Source organism: Pseudomonas sp. FA-1 (assembly GCF_056856075.1).
Genome location: NZ_JBWXTH010000001.1, coordinates 643,842 through 664,404, shown reverse-complemented (window position 1 = coordinate 664,404; position 20,563 = coordinate 643,842). Strand labels below are relative to the sequence as shown.

General features: G+C 63.4%; 20 protein-coding genes. 13 read left to right on the top strand and 7 right to left on the bottom strand.

Annotated elements, in window-relative coordinates; all coding sequences use genetic code 11:
* Window positions 1-12 precede the first annotated feature (12 nt).
* Window positions 13-909: a D-hexose-6-phosphate mutarotase gene (locus AC1MHZ_RS03060; RefSeq protein ID WP_482966000.1), complete on the bottom strand. Its 897-nt coding sequence runs from the start codon at window positions 907-909 to the stop codon at window positions 13-15.
* Between the two features lie 73 nt (window positions 910-982).
* A complete protein-coding gene (locus AC1MHZ_RS03055; protein WP_016712731.1) occupies window positions 983-1,381 on the bottom strand; it encodes an acyl-CoA thioesterase in 399 nt (132 codons plus the stop codon).
* A gap of 362 nt (window positions 1,382-1,743) precedes the next feature.
* Between AC1MHZ_RS03055 and AC1MHZ_RS03050 the strand changes: the two genes are divergently transcribed.
* The 8 genes from AC1MHZ_RS03050 (at window position 1,744) to AC1MHZ_RS03015 (ending at window position 12,215) form a co-directional block, all read left to right on the top strand.
* Window positions 1,744-3,033 carry an MFS transporter gene (locus AC1MHZ_RS03050; RefSeq protein ID WP_084855310.1) on the top strand — a complete coding sequence of 430 codons (1,290 nt, stop codon included), beginning with the start codon at window positions 1,744-1,746 and terminating at the stop codon, window positions 3,031-3,033.
* A gap of 167 nt (window positions 3,034-3,200) precedes the next feature.
* Window positions 3,201-4,199, top strand: coding sequence for a phosphate ABC transporter substrate-binding protein PstS (locus AC1MHZ_RS03045; protein WP_084855311.1), 999 nt, complete (start codon window positions 3,201-3,203; stop codon window positions 4,197-4,199).
* Window positions 4,200-4,339: 140 nt separating this feature from the next.
* Window positions 4,340-6,628, top strand: coding sequence for an ABC transporter permease subunit (locus tag AC1MHZ_RS03040; protein WP_482965999.1), 2,289 nt, complete (start codon window positions 4,340-4,342; stop codon window positions 6,626-6,628).
* Between the two features lie 17 nt (window positions 6,629-6,645).
* Window positions 6,646-8,316, top strand: coding sequence for a phosphate ABC transporter permease PstA (gene pstA, locus AC1MHZ_RS03035; protein WP_482965998.1), 1,671 nt, complete (start codon window positions 6,646-6,648; stop codon window positions 8,314-8,316).
* A gap of 72 nt (window positions 8,317-8,388) precedes the next feature.
* On the top strand, window positions 8,389-9,222 hold the full coding sequence (gene pstB / locus AC1MHZ_RS03030; protein WP_084855420.1) for a phosphate ABC transporter ATP-binding protein PstB: 834 nt from the start codon (window positions 8,389-8,391) through the stop codon (window positions 9,220-9,222).
* Between the two features lie 91 nt (window positions 9,223-9,313).
* Window positions 9,314-10,084 carry a phosphate signaling complex protein PhoU gene (gene phoU / locus AC1MHZ_RS03025; protein WP_084855314.1) on the top strand — a complete coding sequence of 257 codons (771 nt, stop codon included), beginning with the start codon at window positions 9,314-9,316 and terminating at the stop codon, window positions 10,082-10,084.
* A gap of 164 nt (window positions 10,085-10,248) precedes the next feature.
* A complete protein-coding gene (locus tag AC1MHZ_RS03020) occupies window positions 10,249-11,151 on the top strand; it encodes a response regulator (protein WP_084855315.1) in 903 nt (300 codons plus the stop codon).
* Between the two features lie 167 nt (window positions 11,152-11,318).
* Window positions 11,319-12,215, top strand: a complete 897-nt coding sequence (locus AC1MHZ_RS03015; protein WP_416767471.1) for a peptidoglycan DD-metalloendopeptidase family protein — start codon at window positions 11,319-11,321, stop codon at window positions 12,213-12,215.
* A 151-nt stretch (window positions 12,216-12,366) separates the two neighbouring features.
* On the opposite strand, the gene AC1MHZ_RS03010 is transcribed toward AC1MHZ_RS03015, so the two are convergent.
* The 3 genes from AC1MHZ_RS03010 to phoB all read right to left on the bottom strand — a co-directional run bounded on the left by AC1MHZ_RS03010 (window position 12,367) and on the right by phoB (window position 15,890).
* Entirely contained in the window at window positions 12,367-13,707 is a 1,341-nt protein-coding gene (locus tag AC1MHZ_RS03010; RefSeq protein WP_084855317.1) for a hemolysin family protein, read from the bottom strand.
* 140 nt (window positions 13,708-13,847) lie between these two features.
* Window positions 13,848-15,119 carry a phosphate regulon sensor histidine kinase PhoR gene (gene phoR, locus AC1MHZ_RS03005; RefSeq protein WP_253249311.1) on the bottom strand — a complete coding sequence of 424 codons (1,272 nt, stop codon included), beginning with the start codon at window positions 15,117-15,119 and terminating at the stop codon, window positions 13,848-13,850.
* Window positions 15,120-15,200: 81 nt separating this feature from the next.
* Window positions 15,201-15,890, bottom strand: coding sequence for a phosphate regulon transcriptional regulator PhoB (phoB, locus tag AC1MHZ_RS03000; RefSeq protein WP_003253341.1), 690 nt, complete (start codon window positions 15,888-15,890; stop codon window positions 15,201-15,203).
* 172 nt (window positions 15,891-16,062) lie between these two features.
* Between phoB and AC1MHZ_RS02995 the strand changes: the two genes are divergently transcribed.
* Window positions 16,063-16,434: a COG4315 family predicted lipoprotein gene (locus tag AC1MHZ_RS02995; protein ID WP_084855319.1), complete on the top strand. Its 372-nt coding sequence runs from the start codon at window positions 16,063-16,065 to the stop codon at window positions 16,432-16,434.
* Window positions 16,435-16,534: 100 nt separating this feature from the next.
* On the opposite strand, the gene ubiA is transcribed toward AC1MHZ_RS02995, so the two are convergent.
* Window positions 16,535-17,425: a 4-hydroxybenzoate octaprenyltransferase gene (gene ubiA, locus AC1MHZ_RS02990; protein WP_084855320.1), complete on the bottom strand. Its 891-nt coding sequence runs from the start codon at window positions 17,423-17,425 to the stop codon at window positions 16,535-16,537.
* Window positions 17,425-17,982: a chorismate--pyruvate lyase family protein gene (locus AC1MHZ_RS02985; RefSeq protein WP_084855321.1), complete on the bottom strand. Its 558-nt coding sequence runs from the start codon at window positions 17,980-17,982 to the stop codon at window positions 17,425-17,427. Before AC1MHZ_RS02985 ends, ubiA begins: the two co-directional genes overlap by 1 nt.
* 120 nt (window positions 17,983-18,102) lie before the next feature.
* Here AC1MHZ_RS02985 and AC1MHZ_RS02980 point away from each other — a divergent pair, with 120 nt between their 5' ends.
* From AC1MHZ_RS02980 to AC1MHZ_RS02965, 4 genes are all read left to right on the top strand, one after another.
* Window positions 18,103-18,270 (top strand): rubredoxin, encoded by a 168-nt coding sequence (locus AC1MHZ_RS02980; RefSeq protein WP_011536423.1) that lies wholly within the window; start codon window positions 18,103-18,105, stop codon window positions 18,268-18,270.
* A gap of 31 nt (window positions 18,271-18,301) precedes the next feature.
* Window positions 18,302-19,450, top strand: coding sequence for an NAD(P)/FAD-dependent oxidoreductase (locus AC1MHZ_RS02975; RefSeq protein WP_084855322.1), 1,149 nt, complete (start codon window positions 18,302-18,304; stop codon window positions 19,448-19,450).
* 190 nt (window positions 19,451-19,640) lie between these two features.
* Entirely contained in the window at window positions 19,641-19,940 is a 300-nt protein-coding gene (locus AC1MHZ_RS02970; protein ID WP_043209915.1) for an HU family DNA-binding protein, read from the top strand.
* A 153-nt stretch (window positions 19,941-20,093) separates the two neighbouring features.
* Entirely contained in the window at window positions 20,094-20,471 is a 378-nt protein-coding gene (locus AC1MHZ_RS02965) for a helicase (RefSeq protein WP_084855323.1), read from the top strand.
* Window positions 20,472-20,563 lie beyond the last annotated feature (92 nt).

Genomic DNA, 20,563 nt, shown 5'->3' with positions numbered 1-20,563 from the left:
GCAGAGGCCCCGCTACAAGGCCTCGCTGCCGATGGTGACGCTCAGCACGTGACTTGCCCCGGGCGCCAGGGTCACCACGTCATCCCACACGTTCGCCGTCTCGATGCACAGCATCCGCTGCCAGCCATCATCCGCCATGTCTGGCAACGCCTTCGCGCGGTCGGCCCAGGGGTTCCAGATCACCGCAGAACGCGAACCGGCGCTGTGCAAGGTGATGCGGCGGTTCCAGTGCGGGTCGACGATCTTCAGCACGGCAGGCACCTGCAGGTAGATGCGGTCGGTTTCCCCGGCAAAATCCAGCGCGCCATGTTGCTGGCGCAGCGCCCAATCGGCCAAGGTTTCGATATAGCCCAGGCTCTCCACGCCTTCGACGCGTGCCTGGCGCACATCGCTCACTGCGAAGTAGCTGTGCAGCGCTTGGCTGAGGGTGACGCTGCCATTGCCCATGTTCTGGCTGCGCAGGGTCATCTTCAGTTGAGTGCCCATTTCGATCAGCAGCTTGAGCTCGACGTCGTGGGGCCAGCCGGGCAGGTCGCCCTGGGCCTCGGGCAGGCTGAACTCGATGCGCAGGCCTTCGTCCGCTTCCTCGATACCCAGCAGCTGCCAGTCACGGGTGCGGGCCAGGCCATGGGCGGGTGCCTGTTCGCCTTGGTACATGGCCTGGACGGCCTGAGGGTTGCGCTGCAGGTTGCCGAACCAGGGCCAGCACACCGGCACGCCGGCGCGTACCGACTTGCCCTGGCGGAAGATGGCCTGGTCGCTGAGCCACAGCAGCGGCGGCTCGCCCATTCGCTGATAGCTCAGGACCTGGGCGCCCTGTTGGGCGATCAGCAGTTCTGCATGCGCGCTGGTGATGCGCCAGCAGTTGAGCTCGCCGTGTTGTTCCGTTTCGACCTGGAAGGTAGCCATTGCGCTTGTCTCGTTGGGATGCAAATGAGGCCTTGGACCTCATGCCTTGCAACGAGTTTAACGCGCCTGTGGCTCAGCGACGAGGGACGGAGCGGGTGCGGCCACTGCCATCGATGGCGACGAACACGAAGACGGCTTCGGTGACCTTGCGCCATTCGCTGGACAGCGGGTCGTCGCTCCACACTTCCACCATCATCCGGATGGAGCTGCGGCCGATTTCCAGGGTCTGGGTATAGAAGGACAGCTGCGCGCCCACGGCGACCGGTACCAGGAACGCCATGCGATCGATGGCCACGGTGGCGACACGGCCACCAGCGACACGGCTGGCCATGGCCGTGCCGGCCAGGTCCATCTGGGCTACCAGCCAGCCGCCGAAGATATCGCCGAAACCGTTGGTTTCGCGCGGCAGGGCGGTAATCTGCAGGGCCAGGTCGCCCTGTGGGATGGGATCTTCTTGTTCGAGCTCAATCATGCGGTGGGGGCCTCGGACCCGTGACGCTTCGTTGGTTGGCGCAAAGAACGGACGCCGGGAAAACGATTCAGCTGAAACCATACTACGCTGATTTCGCTTCGGTGGGCGGCCAAAGGGAAACTCTGCGAAACCGCCTGAAACACTTGACCGGCGTTTTCGCACAACATCCCATTAGAGGCGCAACCTTTTCCTACGAGCGGCCAGTATATAGACCTGAACAGCCAGCGACGACCGTGCATTCATGAATATCTGTATGGATTTTGTACCGCTATGAGTCACCTGCGGCAATTTGTTATCTTCGCCGGCGACATCCTCCAGAAGCCGCATGACAAACGGCCTGCACGACAATAAAGAGAAAAGCCATGACCTCCGTGCCGAGCAGTATCGAGCAGCCTTCGCGGCCGCTGACCCGCAGCGACTATAAAACCCTTTCCCTGTCCGCCCTTGGCGGAGCGTTGGAGTTCTACGACTTCATCATCTTCGTTTTTTTCGCCACGGTGGTCGGCAAACTGTTCTTCCCCGTCGACATGCCTGAGTGGCTGCGCCTGATGCAGACCTTCGGCATCTTCGCCGCCGGCTACCTGGCCCGGCCGCTGGGCGGCATCATCATGGCGCATTTCGGCGACCTGCTCGGGCGCAAGAAGATGTTCACCCTGAGCATCTTCATGATGGCGGTGCCGACCCTGGTCATGGGCTTGCTGCCGACCTATGCACAGATCGGCCTGTGGGCGCCGATCCTGCTGTTGGCGATGCGCGTGGTCCAGGGCGCCGCGATCGGTGGCGAGGTGCCAGGAGCCTGGGTATTCGTGTCCGAGCACGTGCCGGCCCGTAACACCGGCTATGCCTGCGGCACGCTGACTGCCGGCCTGACCTCGGGCATCCTGCTCGGTTCGTTGGTGGCCACTTTGATCAACACCCTCTACAGCCCCGATGAAGTGGCGGCCTACGCTTGGCGTATTCCTTTCCTGTTGGGCGGCGTGTTCGGGCTGGTAGCGGTGTACCTGCGGCGCTGGCTACATGAAACCCCGGTATTCGCCGAGATGCAGCAACGCAAGGCCCTGGCCGAAGAACTGCCGTTGCGCGCGGTGCTGCGCGACCACCGCGGCGCGATCATCCTGTCGATGCTGTTGACCTGGTTGCTGTCGGCGGCCATCGTCGTGATCATCCTCATGACCCCGGCGCTGCTGCAGAGTCTTTACCAGGTCAGCCCCACCGATTCATTGAAAGCCAACAGCCTGGCCATCGTGCTGCTGAGCTTCGGCTGCGTCGCAGCCGGCAGCCTGGCCGACCGTTTCGGTGCCGGGCGGGTGTTCGTGGTGGGCAGCCTGCTGTTGCTCGTGTCTTCGTGGGTGTTCTTCCACAGCCTGCCGAGCCGGCCTGACCTGCTGTTCCCGTTGTATGCGATCACCGGCCTGTGCGTGGGGATCGTCGGCGCGGTGCCCTACGTCATGGTCAAGGCGTTCCCGCCGGTGGTGCGGTTCAGTGGGCTGTCGTTCTCTTACAACCTGGCCTACGCGATCTTTGGCGGGTTGACGCCGATGGTGGTCACGGCGCTGCTGAAGTTCAGCCCGATGGCGCCGGCCTATTATGTGGCCGGGCTGTGCGCCGTTGGCCTGTTGGTGGGGGTGTACTTGTTGGCGACCAAGCGCTGACCGGGCCTGAACAACCGCTCTCTGCAACATCCTGCAAAGGCCATCCCGGTTTCCGGTGATGGCCTTTCATCCAATTGTCACATTCGAGTCATAGAGTGTTCATGCGGCCTGCAGATACTTGGGCCCGTTCCATCTCACACCCCAAATATTCCTGCTAGGAGTTAGGCATGAAACTGAAGCGTTTGATGGCGGCCCTCACGTTCGCCGCCGCTGGCGTCGCTACCGCCAATGCGGTTGCCGCCGTCGATCCTGCAATCCCGACCTACACCAAGACCACTGGCGTATCGGGCAACCTCTCCAGCGTCGGTTCCGATACCCTGGCGAACCTGATGACTCTGTGGGCCGAGGCCTACAAGAAGGAATATCCGAACGTAAACATCCAGATCCAGGCTGCCGGTTCCTCCACTGCGCCACCCGCGCTGACCGAAGGTACCGCCAACCTAGGCCCGATGAGCCGCAAGATGAAGGATGTCGAGCTGCAGGCCTTCGAGCAGAAGTACGGCTACAAGCCGACCGCCATCCCGGTTGCTGTCGACGCCCTGGCCGTGTTCGTGCACAAGGACAACCCGATCAAGGGCCTGACCATGGCCCAGGTCGATGCGATCTTCTCCTCCACCCGTCTGTGCGGCGGCAAGGCCGACGTGAAGACCTGGGGCGACATCGGCGTGACCGGCGACCTGGCCAACAAGCCAATCCAGCTGTTCGGCCGCAACTCGGTATCCGGTACCTACGGCTATTTCAAGGAAGAAGCCCTGTGCAAAGGCGACTTCAAGCCTAACGTCAACGAACAGCCTGGCTCGGCCTCGGTCGTGCAGTCGATCAGCAGCTCGCTGAACGGCATCGGCTACTCGGGTATTGGCTACAAGACCGCCAGCGTCAAGACCGTACCGTTGGCCAAGAAGGAAGGTGGCGCGTTCGTCGAAGATAACGAAGCCAACGCCCTGAACGGCACCTACCCGCTGTCGCGCTTCCTGTACGTCTACGTCAACAAGGCCCCGAACAAGCCTCTGGCCCCGCTGGAAGCCGAGTTCGTCAAGCTGGTGCTGTCGCAGGCTGGCCAGCAGGTCGTGGTGAAGGACGGCTACATCCCGCTGCCAGCCAAGGTGGTCGACAAGACCCTGGCTGACCTGGGCCTGTCCCACGCCGATAACGTTGCAAAAAAGTAAGTAACTGAGGAAGGGGCCGGTGCTTGATGCCCGGCCTTTTCCACGAATTCCCAGTCCGAAGCCAGGGCTCCTGAGCGGCGGGCTTTTTTGCGTCACTGCATTGTCATGTTTTTGTCATACGGGACCGCTAGGGTGTGCGCATGAATGATCTGGCCAACTCCACAATGACCCAAAATTCTCCCCCCGTGCGGATTGACTTCAATACGCCCGAGCTGCAACGCAAGCGGCGCCTGCGTGCGCTGAAGGACCGCCTGACCCGCTGGTACGTACTGGTGGGCGGGCTTGCCGTGCTGGCAGCCATCACCCTGATCTTCTTCTACCTGGCCTATGTGGTGCTGCCACTGTTCCAGGGCGCCACGCTTTCCAGCAAGAAGGCCCTGGAGCCGACCTGGCTGCAACAGGACGCCGGCAAGCCGCTGATGATCGCCCTCGAGGAGCAGAACCTCGTGGGCATGCGCGTTTCCGACAAGGGCCAGGCGCTGTTCTTCGATACCAAGACCGGTGCCGAGGTCAAGCGCATCGACCTGCCGCTGCCGGCGGGTGTCCAGGTAGCCTCGATCAGCGCCGACCAGCCGGGCAGCCCGGTGGTCGTGCTGGGCCTGTCCAATGGCCAGGCGCTGGTGTTCAACCACAGCTACAAGATCACCTACCCGGACAACAAGAAGACCATCACCCCGGCCATCGACTTCCCGTATGGCCAGCAAGCGTTCACACTGGACGACCAAGGCCGTGCCCTCGAACACGTCAGCGTCAACGTCAACGGTGACACCCTGCTGCTGGCCGGTTCTACCGGTTCGCACTTGCAGGTGGTCGAGCTGACTCGCGAAGAGAACATGATGACCGGCGAGGTCACCAGCGAGCAGACCCGCATCGACCTGCCGCAGATGACCGAGACGGTCAAGGCGATCTTCATCGACCCGCGCCAGCAGTGGCTGTACGTGGTCAACGGCCGCGCCATCGCCGATGTCTTCAGCCTGCGCGAGAAGAGCCTGAACGGGCGTTACAAACTGTCCGAGGACGGCGATACCGAAATCACTGCCAGCGCCCAGCTGGTCGGCGGTATCTCGCTGATCTTCGGTGATTCCAAGGGCGGCCTGAGCCAGTGGTTCATGGCCCGTGACCCGGATGGCGAGTCGCGCTTCAAGTTGATCCGCAGCTTCCAGATGGGCAAGGCGCCGGTCGTACAGATCGATGCCGAAGAGCGTCGCAAGGGCTTCATCGCCCTGGACAGCGCAGGTCAGCTGGGCGTGTTCCACAGCACCGCGCACCGTACCCTGCTGGTCGAGCCGGCTGCCGAAGGTGCCGGTATCCTGGCCCTGTCGCCACGCGCCAACCGCATCATCATCGAACAGGGTGGCAAGCTGCTGCCGCTGAGCCTGAAGAACCCGCACCCTGAAGTATCCTTCAGCGCTCTGTGGGGCAAGGTCTGGTACGAAAACTACGACGAGCCGAAGTACGTCTGGCAGTCCACCGCGTCCAATACCGACTTCGAGCCCAAGCTGAGCCTGTCGCCGCTGACCTTCGGTACCCTGAAAGCAGCCTTCTACGCGATGATCCTCGCCGCGCCGCTGGCCATCGCCGCAGCCATCTACACCGCCTACTTCATGGCCCCGGGCATGCGCCGCAAGGTCAAGCCGGTGATCGAACTGATGGAAGCGATGCCGACGGTGATCCTGGGCTTCTTCGCCGGCCTGTTCCTGGCGCCATACCTTGAAGGCCATCTGCCGGGCGTGTTCAGCCTGCTGCTGATCCTGCCGATCGGTATCCTCGTCGCCGGCTTCTCCTGGAGCCGCCTGCCCGAGTCGATCCGCCTGCGCATCCCGGATGGCTGGGAAGCGGCGATCCTGATCCCGGTGATCCTGTTGATCGGCTGGTTCGCCCTGTACATGAGCCCGTTCCTCGAGACCTGGTTCTTCGGCGGCGACATGCGCCTGTGGATCACCAACGATCTGCGTATCACCTACGACCAGCGCAACGCCCTGGTAGTCGGTATCGCCATGGGCTTCGCGGTCATCCCGAACATCTACTCGATCGCCGAGGATGCCGTGTTCAGCGTGCCACGTAGCCTGACCCTGGGGTCCCTGGCCTTGGGCGCGACGCCCTGGCAGACCCTGACCCGCGTGGTCATCCTCACCGCCAGCCCAGGTATCTTCTCGGCGTTGATGATCGGTATGGGCCGTGCGGTGGGCGAGACCATGATCGTGCTCATGGCCACCGGCAACACCCCGGTCATGGAGCTGAACCTGTTCGAAGGCATGCGCACCCTGGCCGCCAACGTGGCCGTGGAAATGCCCGAATCGGAAGTCGGCGGCAGCCACTATCGTGTGCTGTTCCTCGCCGCCCTCGTGCTGCTGATGTTCACCTTCATCATGAACACCTTGGCCGAGCTGATTCGCCAGCGTCTGCGCAAGAAATACTCGTCGCTTTGATAGAAAGGTAGAGATCCGTGAAAAAGGATTCCCTCAAAGGCTGGTTCAAGAGCGGCGCCCCCGGCGTCTGGATCAGCGGTGGCGCGGTCGCCATGGCGGTGATCATGACCGTCGGCCTGCTTGCCGTGATCGCCGTCCGCGGCCTGGGCCACTTCTGGCCGGCCGACCTGATCCAGGCCACCTACAAGGTGCCCGGCCAGGGTGACCATGTGATCATCGGTGAGGTGGTGCAGAAGGAAGAAGTGCCACGCGCCCGCCTCAAGGGTGCCGGCCTGCCGGTGCCGGAGGAAGGCCCGGAGTTCATGACCCGCGAGCTGGTCAAGGTCGGTAACCGCGACCTCAACGGCAGCGACTTCACCTGGCTGGTCGGCGAGTGGCTGGTCGACCAGCAGAAGCCTGGCGACCTGATCGCCCTGGAACGTCGTGAGTGGGGCAATTTCTACGGCTACCTGGTGAGCGTCAAGGAAGAAGGCCGCGTGGTCGCCGAAGGTGCGGGTGCCTGGGCCGAGCTGCAGGCGCGCCTCAAGCGTGCCGACCAGCTGGCCTCCGAGCTGCAGACCCTCGAGAAGAAGGACATCGGCGCCATCAACCATGGCCTGGAGCGCCTGCGCTTGCAGACCCGCAAACTGGAGCTCGACGGCAAGCTGGACGCCGCGGCCCAGGCCGATATCGAAGCCGATCGCGCCGAGCTGAACAACCGCTACAAGGCCATCGAAGAGCGCCTGACCGGCCTGCACCAGGCCTTCTCCCGCGACAGCCTGGTGGCCCGCGACGGCAATGGCCGCGAAGTGGAGATCAACCTGAGCAAGGTGGTCCACGCGTACCAGCCCAACGGCATGTCGGTCATGACCAAGATGGGCGTGTATTTCAGCAAGGTCTGGGAGTTCCTCAGCGACGACCCACGTGAAGCCAACACCGAGGGCGGTATCTTCCCGGCCATCTTCGGCACCGTGATGATGACCCTGATCATGGCCGTGATCGTCACCCCGTTCGGCGTGCTGGCGGCGGTCTACCTGCGCGAATACGCCAAGCAGGGCCCGGTGACGCGCCTGATCCGCATCGCCGTGAACAACCTCGCTGGCGTACCGGCGATCGTCTACGGTGTGTTCGGCCTGGGCTTCTTCGTCTATGTGCTGGGCGGCTCGATCGACCGGCTGTTCTTCCCCGAGGCGCTGCCAGCCCCGACCTTGGGCACCCCGGGCCTGCTGTGGGCCTCGCTGACCCTGGCATTGCTGGCCGTGCCGGTGGTGATCGTGGCTACCGAGGAAGGTCTGGCGCGGATCCCGCGTACCGTGCGCGAAGGCTCCCTGGCCCTGGGGGCGACCAAGGCCGAGACCCTGTGGAAGATCGTCCTGCCGATGGCAAGCCCGGCCATGATGACCGGCATGATCCTCGCCGTGGCCCGTGCCGCGGGGGAAGTGGCACCGCTGATGCTGGTCGGTGTGGTGAAACTGGCACCGTCGTTGCCGGTGGACGGCAACTACCCGTACCTGCACCTGGACCAGAAAATCATGCACCTGGGCTTCCATATCTACGACGTCGGCTTCCAGAGCCCCAACGTCGAGGCCGCGCGGCCGCTGGTGTATGCCACCGCGCTGCTGCTGGTGCTGGTGATCGCCACCCTCAACCTCTCGGCGGTGTGGATCCGTAACCACCTGCGCGAGAAGTACAAGGCCCTCGACAGCTGATCCTGATTGCAAGCGTGCCGCCCGTGAGCCGGGCGGCCCTTTGAAACGAATTGATAGCGTATGGAGTTGACCATGCAGCAAGAATCCCACGCCCACGGCATCGACATGTCCGCCCTGGGCCGCGACAAGCAGAGCCTGCGCCTGGCTGAAGAAACCGTGGCCATCGAAGTACCCGGCCTGTCCCTGTTCTATGGCGACAAGCAAGCCCTGTTCGACGTGCAGATGAACATCCCCAAGCAGCGCGTGACCGCCTTCATCGGCCCGTCCGGCTGCGGCAAGTCGACCCTGCTGCGCACCTTCAACCGCATGAATGACCTGGTCGACGGTTGCCGCGTGGAAGGCGCCATCAACCTGTATGGCCACAACATCTACCGCAAGGGCGAGGATGTGGCCGAGCTGCGCCGCAGGGTCGGTATGGTGTTCCAGAAGCCCAACCCGTTCCCCAAGACCATCTATGAAAACGTGGTCTACGGTCTGCGTATCCAGGGCATCAACAAGAAGCGCGTGCTCGACGAGGCGGTCGAATGGGCCCTGAAGGGCGCCGCGCTGTGGGACGAGGTCAAGGACCGCCTGCACGATTCGGCCCTGGGCCTGTCCGGTGGCCAGCAGCAGCGCCTGGTCATCGCCCGCACCATCGCCGTGGAGCCCGAGGTCCTGCTGCTCGACGAACCATGCTCGGCACTGGACCCGATCTCGACCCTGAAGGTCGAGGAGCTGATCTACGAGCTCAAGTCCAAGTACACCATCGTCATCGTGACCCACAACATGCAGCAGGCGGCGCGTGTCTCGGACTACACCGCGTTCATGTACATGGGCAAGCTGGTCGAATTCGGTGATACCGACACCCTGTTCACCAATCCGGCGAAGAAGCAGACCGAAGACTACATCACCGGTCGCTACGGCTAATCCCCGGCTCCCACAGGATGTGTGCTGCTGTGCGGCACCCGGGAACGATACGAATTACTTGAAGCTTGCAGCTTCTTCGCGGAGCGAAACGATGATCAACAAAGAGAGCCTCACCCATCACATCTCCCAGCAGTTCAACGCCGAGCTCGAAGAGGTGCGCAGCCACCTCCTGGCGATGGGCGGCCTGGTCGAGAAGCAGGTCAACGACGCGGTCACCGCGCTGATCGAGGCCGATTCGGGCCTGGCCCAGCAGGTCCGTGAAGTCGACGAACAGATCAACCAGATGGAGCGCAACATCGACGAGGAATGCGTGCGTATCCTCGCCCGCCGCCAGCCGGCGGCCTCCGACCTGCGCCTGATCATCAGCATCTCCAAGTCGGTGATCGACCTGGAGCGCATCGGCGACGAATCCACCAAGATCGCCCGCCGCGCCATCCAGCTGTGCGAGGAGGGCGAGTCGCCCCGTGGTTATGTCGAGGTGCGCCACATCGGCGACCAGGTGCGCAACATGGTGCGTGATGCACTGGATGCCTTCGCCCGCTTCGATGCCGACCTTGCGCTGTCGGTGGCCCAGTACGACAAGACCATCGACCGCGAATACAAGACCGCGCTGCGCGAGCTGGTCACCTACATGATGGAAGACCCGCGTTCGATCTCCCGCGTACTGAGCGTGATCTGGGCCTTGCGTTCGCTGGAGCGCATCGGCGACCACGCGCGCAACATCTCCGAGCTGGTGATCTACCTCGTGCGCGGCACCGACGTACGCCACATGGGCCTCAAGCGCATGAAGGCCGAAGTGCAGGGCGAAGCGGCGGACGATGCCGAAATCGCTAATGTTCCGGCGCAATCGGACGATAAGTAAGGTTGCTCCCGAGCATCGACGCCCGGCCTAGGCCGGGCGTTTTCGTTTGCGGTCGGGCAGCCGGCAGGCACCCGCGAACGATGAGAGAAGTCCCGGCGTGACCCATGGTTTGGCAAATGGCCATCAGTCGGCGGTAAGCTAGTCGGGGTTCAAGAGGAGTATCGATGAGTAAGGTCAACGTGCTGGTCGTGGATGATGCGCCGTTCATTCGCGACCTGGTGAGGAAGTGTCTGCGCAATGCCTTCCCGGGCATCGCCATCGAGGACGCGGTCAATGGTCGCAAAGCCATGACGCTGCTGGGCAAGGAGCGCTTCGACCTGGTCTTGTGCGACTGGGAAATGCCGGAAATGTCCGGCCTGGAACTGCTCACCTGGTGCCGCCAGCAGGCCGAGCTCAAGGACCTGCAGTTCATCATGGTGACCAGCCGTGGCGACAAGGAGAACGTGATCCAGGCCATCCAGGCCGGTGTATCCGATTTCGTGGGCAAGCCGTTCACCAATGAGCAATTGCTGACCAAGGTGAAGAAGGCCCTGACCAAGCTGGGCAAACTCGAAGGCCTGATGAACAGTGCGCCGGCTCGCATCAACTCGGCATTCGCCAATGATTCGTTGAGCGCACTCACCGGCGGGCGGGCCGAGACGGTCAAGGCCCCCGTGGCGGCAGTCGCGGCGCCCAGCAAGCCGTTGATCAGCGCACCGGCGCCCAAGAGTGCGGCGGCAGCGGCCCAGAGTGGGCGTGGCCAGGGCCAGCTGCGGCTTTCCAGCGGTACCCAGGCTTGCGTGATCAAGGCCTTGAGCCTCAAGGAAGCCTTGCTGGTGGTACGCCGCGGCACGACCTTGCCGCAGGTGCTCGAAGGCGCAGTGCTGGACCTGGAGCAGGGCGAAAATGCCGAGGTGGCACGCCTCAATGGCTACCTGCACGCCGTGGCTGCCCTGGAGCCCAAGCCCGACAGCGACTGGCTGCAACTGACCTTCAAATTCGTCGACCAGGATGCACAGAAGCTCGACTACCTGTCGCGGCTGATCGCCCGCGGCACCGCCCAGAAGCACTTCACCCCTGGCGCCTGAGCTATCGTAATCGCGGGACACACCGCTCTCACAGGCACACTGCGACCCTGTAGGAGCGGGCTTGTCCCGCGATGAAGACAGCCGACCAATTCCCGACCAACTGCAACACCCCGCCTGAAAGTGGCTGCTAGGCTTCGATTCATAACAACTATCAAAAAGCCACTATCATGCCCGCCCGCCTGCTGCTGTTCTGTGCCTTGCTCACGGCCTCAGCGTCGAGCCTGGGCATGACCCTCTACAAAACCACCGATGCCTTTGGCGTGGTGTCCTATTCCGAAAGCCCGCTGCCTGGCGCCAGGCCGTTCGTACTGCGCGAACCCATGATCGAGCGCCTGGACAGCCAGGTACGCTTGCGCGCCGTGGAGGTTGCCGGTGGTACCCGCTTCTTCGCGCGCAACGAGTTGTTCGCCCCGGTGGAGGTCGAGCTTCGCCTGTATCGCCTGGTCGATGCCCAGGGTGGCAATGCGCCCCGGATCATCCGGCGTGTGGTGCCGCCGCGTTCGAGCCAGGCGCTGACCGTGGTGACCGCCGTGCCGGGCGGGCGCCTGCGTTATGAGACGAAATTCCGCCATGCCTTGGGCGACCCGAGCAAGCGACCCCAGGCCTTCCGCTATCCGTTCCCCTGGCGCGGTGGCCCGTTCCGCTTGAGCCAGGGGCCCAACGGGCGTTTCAGCCATTTCGGGCCCAAGGGGCGCTACGCGATGGACATCGCCATGCCCGAAGGCACGCCGATCGTCGCGGCGCGCGAGGGCGTGGTGGTGAAGGTGGAGAACCGCCAGCATGGTCGCGGCAACAACCCGGCGGGCAACTTCGTCAGGATTCTGCATGCGGACGGCACCATGGGGGTGTACTTGCACCTGATGCGCGGGTCGGTGGTGGTCAGCGAAGGGCAGCGGGTGGCCCAGGGCGCGCTGCTGGCCAAGTCGGGAAATACCGGCAACAGCAGCGGGCCGCACCTGCATTTCGTGGTGCAGCGCAATGTGGGGCTGGCGCTGGAGTCGATTCCCTACCGATTCAACCGGCCGATTGGCGGGTTGCCGGATTTCACGGCAGGGAACCCGTGATTCGTATTGCCCGAGCCGATGCCCTGTAGGAGCGGGCTTGTCCCGCGATCAAGGGCGAAGCCCTTGCCATACAACCGCGGCGGCAGGACCGGCCCAATCGCGGGACAAGCCCGCTCCTACAGGGTTCAGTGGTGTACCTGGGACAGAGCGCTCAATCGAGCTTGAGCACCTTGGCCAGCACGATCTTCGGCCCCTTCATTTTCTTGATGATGATGCGCAAGCCTTCGACTTCCAGCACTTCCTCTTCCTCCGGCACGCGCTTGAGCGTTTCGTATACCAGCCCTGCCAGGGTTTCGGCCTCGATGTGGTCCAGGTCAACGCCCAGCAGGCGCTCGACCTTGAACAGCGGCGTATCGCCACGTACCAGCAGCTTGCCGGGCTGATAGGCGAGGATGCCGCGCTCGGTCTTGCGGTGTTCGTCCTGGATGTCGCCCACCAGCACTTCCAGCACGTCCTCCATGGTCAGGTAGCCGATCACCTTGCCGTCGGCCTCCTCGACCAGCACGAAGTGCGCGCCGCCCTTGCGGAACTGCTCCAGCAACTGGGCCAGCGGCATGTGCCGGGACACCCGCTCCAGGGGGCGTGCCAGCTCGTCGAGGTCGATGGTCGCGGGCAGGTGGTCGAGTTCGGCCAGCTCCAGCAGCAGGTCCTTGATGTGCAGCAGGCCGGTGAACTCCTCGCGCTCGGCGTCGTAGACCGGGTAGCGGCTGAACTTGTGGCGGCGCACTAGCGCCAGGATCTCCTTGAGCGGGGCATGGGCATCGATGCTGACCATGTCCTCGCGGGAGTTGGCCCAGTCGACCACTTCCAGCTCGCCCATCTCCACGGCCGAGGCCAGCACACGCATGCCCTGGTCGCTCGGGTCCTGGCCGCGGCTGGAGTGCAGGATCAGCTTGAGCTCTTCGCGGCTGTAGTGGTGCTCATGGTGTGGGCCGGGCTCGCCCTGGCCAGCGATGCGCAGGATGGTGTTGGCGCTGGCGTTGAGCAGGTAGATGGCCGGGTACATGAGCCAGTAGAACAGGTACAGCGGTACGGCCGTCCACAGCGACAGCAGTTCGGGCTTGCGGATCGCCCACGACTTGGGTGCCAGCTCGCCGACCACGATGTGCAGGTAGGAGATCACGAAGAAGGCGACGAAGAAGGAGATCGCCTTGACCAGCTCCGGCGTGTCGACGCCCACAGCGGCCAGCACCGGCTCGAGCAGGTGGGCGAAGGCCGGCTCGCCGACCCAGCCCAGGCCCAGGGACGCCAGGGTGATACCCAGCTGGCAGGCTGACAGATAGGCGTCCAATTGATTGTGGACCTTGCGCAGGATGCTGCCCCGCCAGCCATGCAGCTCGGCGATGGACTCGACGCGGGTAGCGCGCAGCTTGACCATGGCGAACTCGGCGGCCACGAAGAAGCCGTTGAGCAGCACCAGGAGGAAGGCGAAGAGAATCATGCCGAAATCGGCAAAGAGAGAGATGAAGCTGAAACCAGGGGAAGGGTCCATGATGGAGTTTTTACGGGGTCCGTCTTGGTAATGGTGAGAAAAAAAGTGCCAGCGATGGCTGGCACAGGGGATCCAATGTAGCGGCTGGAGCTGCAAAAGCAAAGGGTAGTGGTCTTGTTGGGGCTGCGAGGCAGCCCCTCTCAGTGCTTACCGTTGGCCAATTGCGCCGGCGCGAAATGACACGTGAAGGTACTGCCATGCCCCGGCACGCTGCTGATCTCAAGGCGTGCACGATGGCGCAGCAGCACGTGCTTGACGATGGCCAGGCCCAGCCCGGTGCCGCCGGTGTTGGAGGCGCGGCTGGAGTCGACCCGGTAGAAGCGTTCGGTCAGGCGCGGCAGGTGCTTGGCATCGATGCCGATCCCTGAGTCCTGCACGGACAGGTGGGCGCCTTGGTCGTCGGCCCACCAACGAACCCGGATGGTGCCTTCGTCCTGGGTGTACTTCACTGCGTTGAACACCAGGTTGGAAAAGGCACTGCGCAGTTCCGACTCGCTGCCCTTCAAACGCACCCCAGGCGCGGCGTCCAGCGTGATGCGCTGGTTGCGCGGGCCGGAGAGCGCCTGGGCATCGCTGGTGATCGATTGCAACAGGGCGTCGACCGCCACCGGCTGGTTGTCCGAGGGGTAATCGGTCGCCTCGAGCTTGGCCAGCAGCAACAGGTCGTTGAGCAGCGTCTGCATGCGCGAACCTTGCTGGCTCATCTGCTGCAATGCCCGGTTCCAGCGTGGGTTCACGTCCTCGACGTTGTCGAGCAAGGTCTCCAGGTAACCGGTGATCACCGTCAACGGCGTGCGCAATTCGTGGGAGACGTTGGCGACGAAGTCCTTGCGCATCTGTTCGAGCTGGTGGATACGGGTGACATCGCGTACCAGCATCAGGTGCTCGTTGTTGCCGTAGCGGGTGATGTGCAGTTGCACGCGCAGACGATCATTGATCGGCGACGGGATTTCCAGCGGCTCGAGGTAGTTCTCGGCCTCGAAGTATTCCTTGAAGCGCGGGTGGCGTACCAGGTTGGTGACCGGCTGGCCCCCGTCCTGCGGGGTCTTGAAGCCCAGCAAGGTCTCGGCGGCGCGGTTCCACCATTCCAGGTTGCCTTCGCTGTCGAGCATGATCACCGCGTCGCGCAGCGCCGCGGTGGACTCCTGGACGCGGTCGATCACTGCCTGCAGGCGGCCACGCACGCGCTGGTCGCGGCGCTGCAGGTGGTAGATGCTGTCGAACACTTCGCCCCACAGGCCGTAGCCGTCGGGCGGGGCTTCATCGGGCTGATGGTTGCGCAGCCAATCGTGCAGGCGCAGCAGTTGCTTGAGGGTCCAGCCCAGGTAGAGCGCAAGGCCGATGGCCAGGCTCCACCCGTAGTAGCCGCTGACCAGCCCGCCGACCAGGCAGACGGTGATCAGCAGCAGCATGTGGCGAATCAGGGTCGCGTGCCAGTTCTGGTTCAATTGACGGTCCTTGTACAGCGGCTTGCGGCGTGGCTTCGGGCTGGATCAGCTCTTGGTAGAGAAGCGGTAGCCGGTGCCCCGGACGGTTTGTACCAGATTTTCGTAGGCTTCACCCAATGCCTTGCGCAGGCGACGGATATGCACGTCGACCGTGCGTTCCTCGACATAGACGTTGCCGCCCCAGACCTGGTCGAGCAGTTGGCCGCGGGTATAGGCGCGTTCCTGGTGGGTCATGAAGAACTGCAGCAGGCGGTACTCGGTGGGGCCCATCTCGGCCGGCTTGCCGTCGATGGTGACGCGGTGGCTGATCGGGTCGAGCAGCAGGCCGCCGACTTCGATCGGCGCTTCGCTGTCGCTCGGGCCGGTGCGGCGCAGCACGGCCTTGAGCCGGGCCACCAGTTCGCGCGGCGAGAACGGCTTGGTGATGTAGTCGTCGGCGCCGACTTCAAGGCCTTGGATCTTGTTGTCCTCTTCACCTTTGGCGGTGAGCATGATGATCGGGATATCGCCGGTCAGCTCGTCTCGCTTGAGGCGCCGCGCCAGTTCGATGCCCGAGGTGCCGGGCAGCATCCAGTCGAGCAGGATCAGGTCCGGCTTGCGGTCGACAATGATGGCGTGGGCTTGCTGGGAGTTCTCCGCTTCCAGGCAGTCATAGCCGGCCATTTCCAATGCAACGGCGATCATCTCGCGAATGGGCGCTTCGTCGTCGACGATCAGAATGTTTCTGCCAACCATGCTTGATACCTCTCCCAGGAACTGTGTCTGGCCCGCATTAGATAACGGAATTATTGCAGCTGTGTGACAGGCCATTGGCGTTTATGGCGACATTCCATGACTGGACTAGGCTTGAAAGGGCCGCCGAGGCGGTGTTTCAGCTCCCACTCCCCCCGAAACGATGGTGATTCCAATGACACGATATACGCTGAGCTGGATGGCCCTTTTCGCTGCGCTGGCGCTACCGGGGGTGGCGTCTGCCCACCACGCGATGGAGAAGGATGGCATGTGGGTCGATCATGCCGGCATGACCCTCTACACATTCGACAAGGATGCCGACGGCAAGTCCATGTGCAACGGCGAATGCGCCAAGAACTGGCCGCCGCTGCTGGTCAAGCCCGACGACGAAGCCGCCAAGGACAAATGGACCCAGGTCACCCGTGACGACGGGGCCAAGCAGTGGGCCTATGACGGCAAGCCGCTGTACACCTTCATCAAGGACAAGAAGGCCGGGGACAAGACCGGCGATGGCGTGAAGGACGTCTGGCATATCGCCAAGCCTTGAGGCTGCGCCCAATTGCCGGCGAGCCGGCTCCCACATGTTGTTGGCACTGAGCCCTGGTGGGGGCCGGCGATTGGGCTGCAAGGCAGCCCCCTGAGCCCCTTCAGCGCAACGCGTAATCCAGCACCACGCCGATGAAGATCAGCATCCCCGCCCAGTGATTGTGCAGGAACGCCTTGAAGCACGACTCCCGGTCCAGCCTGCGCGTCGACCAGTACTCCCAGGCAAAGCACGCCGCAGCCGTCAGCAAGCCCAGGTGGAACCAGCCGCCCATGTCGAAATGGCTGCCGGCGAGCAGCAGGCACCCCAGCGAGAGCATCTGCAGTGTCAGGATGATCGTCCGGTCGGCCTCGCCGAACAGGATCGCCGTGGACTTCACGCCGATCTTCAGGTCATCGTCGCGGTCGACCATGGCGTAGTAGGTGTCGTAGCCCACGGTCCACAGCAGGTTGGCGATGTACAGCAGCCAGGCGCTGGCCGGCAGCTCGCCACCTGCGGCGGTGAAGGCCATGGGGATGCCCCAGGAATAAGCAGCGCCCAGCACCACCTGGGGGTAATAGGTGTAGCGCTTCATGAACGGGTAGCAGAATGCCAGGGCTACTGCACCGAACGACAACCACACGGTCCTTGCATTGGTGCACAGCACCAGCAGGAAGCTCACGCCGACCAGGATGGCGAACAGCATCAGCGCTTCGCGGGGCTTCACCCGGCCACTGGCCAGCGGTCGGTCAGCCGTACGCTTGACGTGGCCGTCCACCTTGCGGTCGGCGAAGTCATTGATGCAGCAACCGGCTGCGCGCATCAGCACCACGCCCAGGCCGAAGATCAGTACGTTGGCCAGGGTCGGCGAGCCGTTGCCGGCGATCCATACCGCCGACAAGGTCGGCCACAGCAGCAGGTAGATGCCGATCGGGCGGTCCATGCGGCTGAGCTGGATGAAGTCCCAGGCCCGAGGGTGCAGGCGGTTGAACGACTTGAGCAAGTGCAGGTACATCAGCGGTTTTCCTCCTTGGCCACGCGCCACAGCTCTGGCAGGAACACCTCGGCCACCAGGACGTCGAGGTTGTCACGTTCGAAGCGCGAGCGCCGCCCCCACAAATCGTCATGGACCACGTCGAGCGGCAACCAACCCCGTGGATAGCGGCAAACCTCGATAGGATGACGAATGAACGCCTGGTCGCAGAACAGCAGTTCGCCCAACGAGCGGCTGCCCAGCGTCTCCAGGTCCAGGCCGCCCCGTTCCAGGGCGCTACGGCTGGCCACGCTGCGGGCGAATACCCATGGTTGGCCATGCCCGCGCAGGTACACCTCGCGCACCCAACCTTCGGCACCTGGCGCGAGGCCCAGCGCTTGGCATTCATCATCACGCAGCGGTTGCCAGCCTTCGAACAGCGGGTCGACGGCGAAATGGCTTTGGGACAGATGGATCAGCCGGCGGGTCAGGGAGCCTTCATCGAACAGCCAGCCGAGGGTCGGCTGGTCGACATCGGTTGCCAGCTGTGAATACGGCAGCCACGCGACAGCGGCTGCTTGCGGGGATTCGTACGACACGTCGATATGCTTGTTACAGCCAGAGAGGCCGCGAGCTTAGCATGATTGCCCCGACTGCTTGCATAATGGCGGCCGCCCCTACAGGCAGTCAGCCCATTAAAGACGAGGAAAACCAACCCCATGAAAAAGTGGCAATGTATTGTCTGCGGCCTGATCTACGACGAAGCCGAGGGCTGGCCGGACGACGGCATCGCCCCAGGCACCCGTTGGGAAGACGTGCCGGAAGACTGGCTGTGCCCCGACTGCGGTGTCGGCAAGAGCGACTTCGAAATGATCGCCATCGGCTGATCGCAACCCATTCAACGAGAGGAAGCACGACATGACGTCCCCTGTGGTGATCATTGGTACCGGCCTGGCCGGTTACAACCTGGCCCGCGAGTTTCGCAAGCTCGACGACCAGACGCCGCTGCTGCTGATCACCGCCGACGACGGTCGTTCCTACTCCAAGCCCATGCTCTCCACGGGCTTTGCCAAGCACAAGGATGCCGACGGCCTGTGCATGGCCGAGCCGGGCGCCATGGCCGAGCAGCTCAAGGCCGAGATCCGCACGCACACCCGCATCAGCGGCATCGACCCGGGGCACAAGCGCCTGTGGATTGGCGAGGAAGCGGTCGAGTACCGTGACCTGGTGCTCGCCTGGGGTGCACAGACGGTGCAGGTGCCGATCGAAGGCGATGGCGGCGACCTGGTGTTTCCCATCAATGACCTGGAAGACTACGCGCGCTTTCGTGCCGCAGCGGCAGGCAAGCGCCGTGTGCTGATCCTCGGGGCCGGCCTGATCGGTTGCGAATTCGCCAACGACATGAGCCTGGGCGGCTACGAAATCGATGTGGTCGCGCCTTGCGAACAGGTGATGCCGACCCTGCTGCATCCCGCCGCGGCCAGCGCTGTGCAGGCCGGCCTGGAAGGCCTGGGCGTGCGCTTCCACCTGGGGCCCGTATTGACCCGGCTGCAACATGCTGACGACGGCCTCGAGGCGCATCTGTCCGATGGCAGCGTGATCGCCTGCGACCTGGTGGTGTCGGCCATCGGCCTGCGTCCACGCACCGACCTGGCTGCCGCTGCTGGCCTGCAGGTCAATCGTGGCGTGGTGGTGGATCGCCAGTTGCGTACCTCCCACGGCAATATCTTCGCCCTGGGTGACTGCGCCGAGGTCGATGGGGTCAACCTGCTGTATGTCATGCCGCTGATGACCTGCGCGCGTGCCCTGGCTCAAACCCTGGTCGGCAACCCCACCGCCGTGGCCTACGGGCCCATGCCGGTCACGGTCAAGACCCCGGCCTGCCCGCTGGTGGTTTCGCCGCCACCGCCGGGCCATGAAGGTGTCTGGCAGGTGGAGGGGCAGGGCGCCGACCTCAAGGTGCTCTGCCATGCGGGCGACGGGAAACTGCTGGGTTACGCGTTGACCGGCACGGCGGTGATGGAGAAGCTGGCGCTGAATCGGCAGTTGCCACCCTTGATGGCATAAATAGCGGGTGCTCTGTCGGGTATGGCCTGTCCTTGGCGCGACAATGGCCGCCCTGGCACTGGCGCGCCTTCGGTGGGCGTGCCATCCTCACTTCCGTCTGCCGCAGATTAGAGCCTGCGGTGCCTTTGAACGCTGCTTCACACGGCAGCACGGCAATAACAACAAGAAATCCCGTCCAAGAGGCTTCACTATGCGTAAACCAGAACTCGCCGCTGTTATCGCCGAAAAGGCCGATCTGACCAAGGAAAAGGCCAACCAGGTCTTGAATGCCATCCTCGACAGCATCACCGGTGCGCTGGACAAGGACACCGTCACCCTGGTCGGTTTCGGTACCTTTGAAAAACGTCATCGTGGTGCTCGCACCGGCAAGAACCCGCAGACCGGCCAGCCGGTCAAGATCAAGGCCAGCAATACCGTCGCTTTCAAGCCTGGCAAGAACCTGCGCGACAGCGTCAACCAACCTGCCAAGCCAGCAAAGAAAGGCAAGTGATCGGTTTTCGATAATCACGTTATCCGAACGGGCGCCCTGGGCGCCCGTTGTGCATTCTGGGAAACGGAAAAGCCCGAAACAGCAGAGTTGCATTCCACGTCCGATAAAAGGATAAACTGCGCGGCTCAGTCACTTTTTAGTCGAGGCGTGTAGATGAAGTTTCGCTTCCTGCTCTGGGCCATGGGGCTGCTGATGGCTCGGGCCAGCCGCAACAACCCGGCGTTTCAGCAACAATTGCGGGACAAGGACCTGGTCTTCCAGATGCAGACCCTCGACGGCAAGGTGGGCCGGCACTTCATCGTCAGTGGCGAGCGCATCAGCAGCAAGGGCGGCCTCCATCCCCAGCCGGCCTTCGCCATCGCCTTCAAGGACGCGGCCTACGGCTTCAACACTCTGCAGGCTGGCAACAAGCAGCTGGCCTTCATGCAAGGGATCCAGGACAAGAGCATCCAGATCAAGGGCAACCCGGCACTGGTCATCTGGTTCCAGGGCCTGATGAAATACCTGAAGCCGAAGAAAAAAGGCCGATAGGGCGCCTGCTCGGGCCCAATCTGCCGGCAAGCCGGCTCCCACAGGTAGGCGGCGTCTCTGAAAACAGCGCAGGGCAGGTGGGAGCCGGCTTG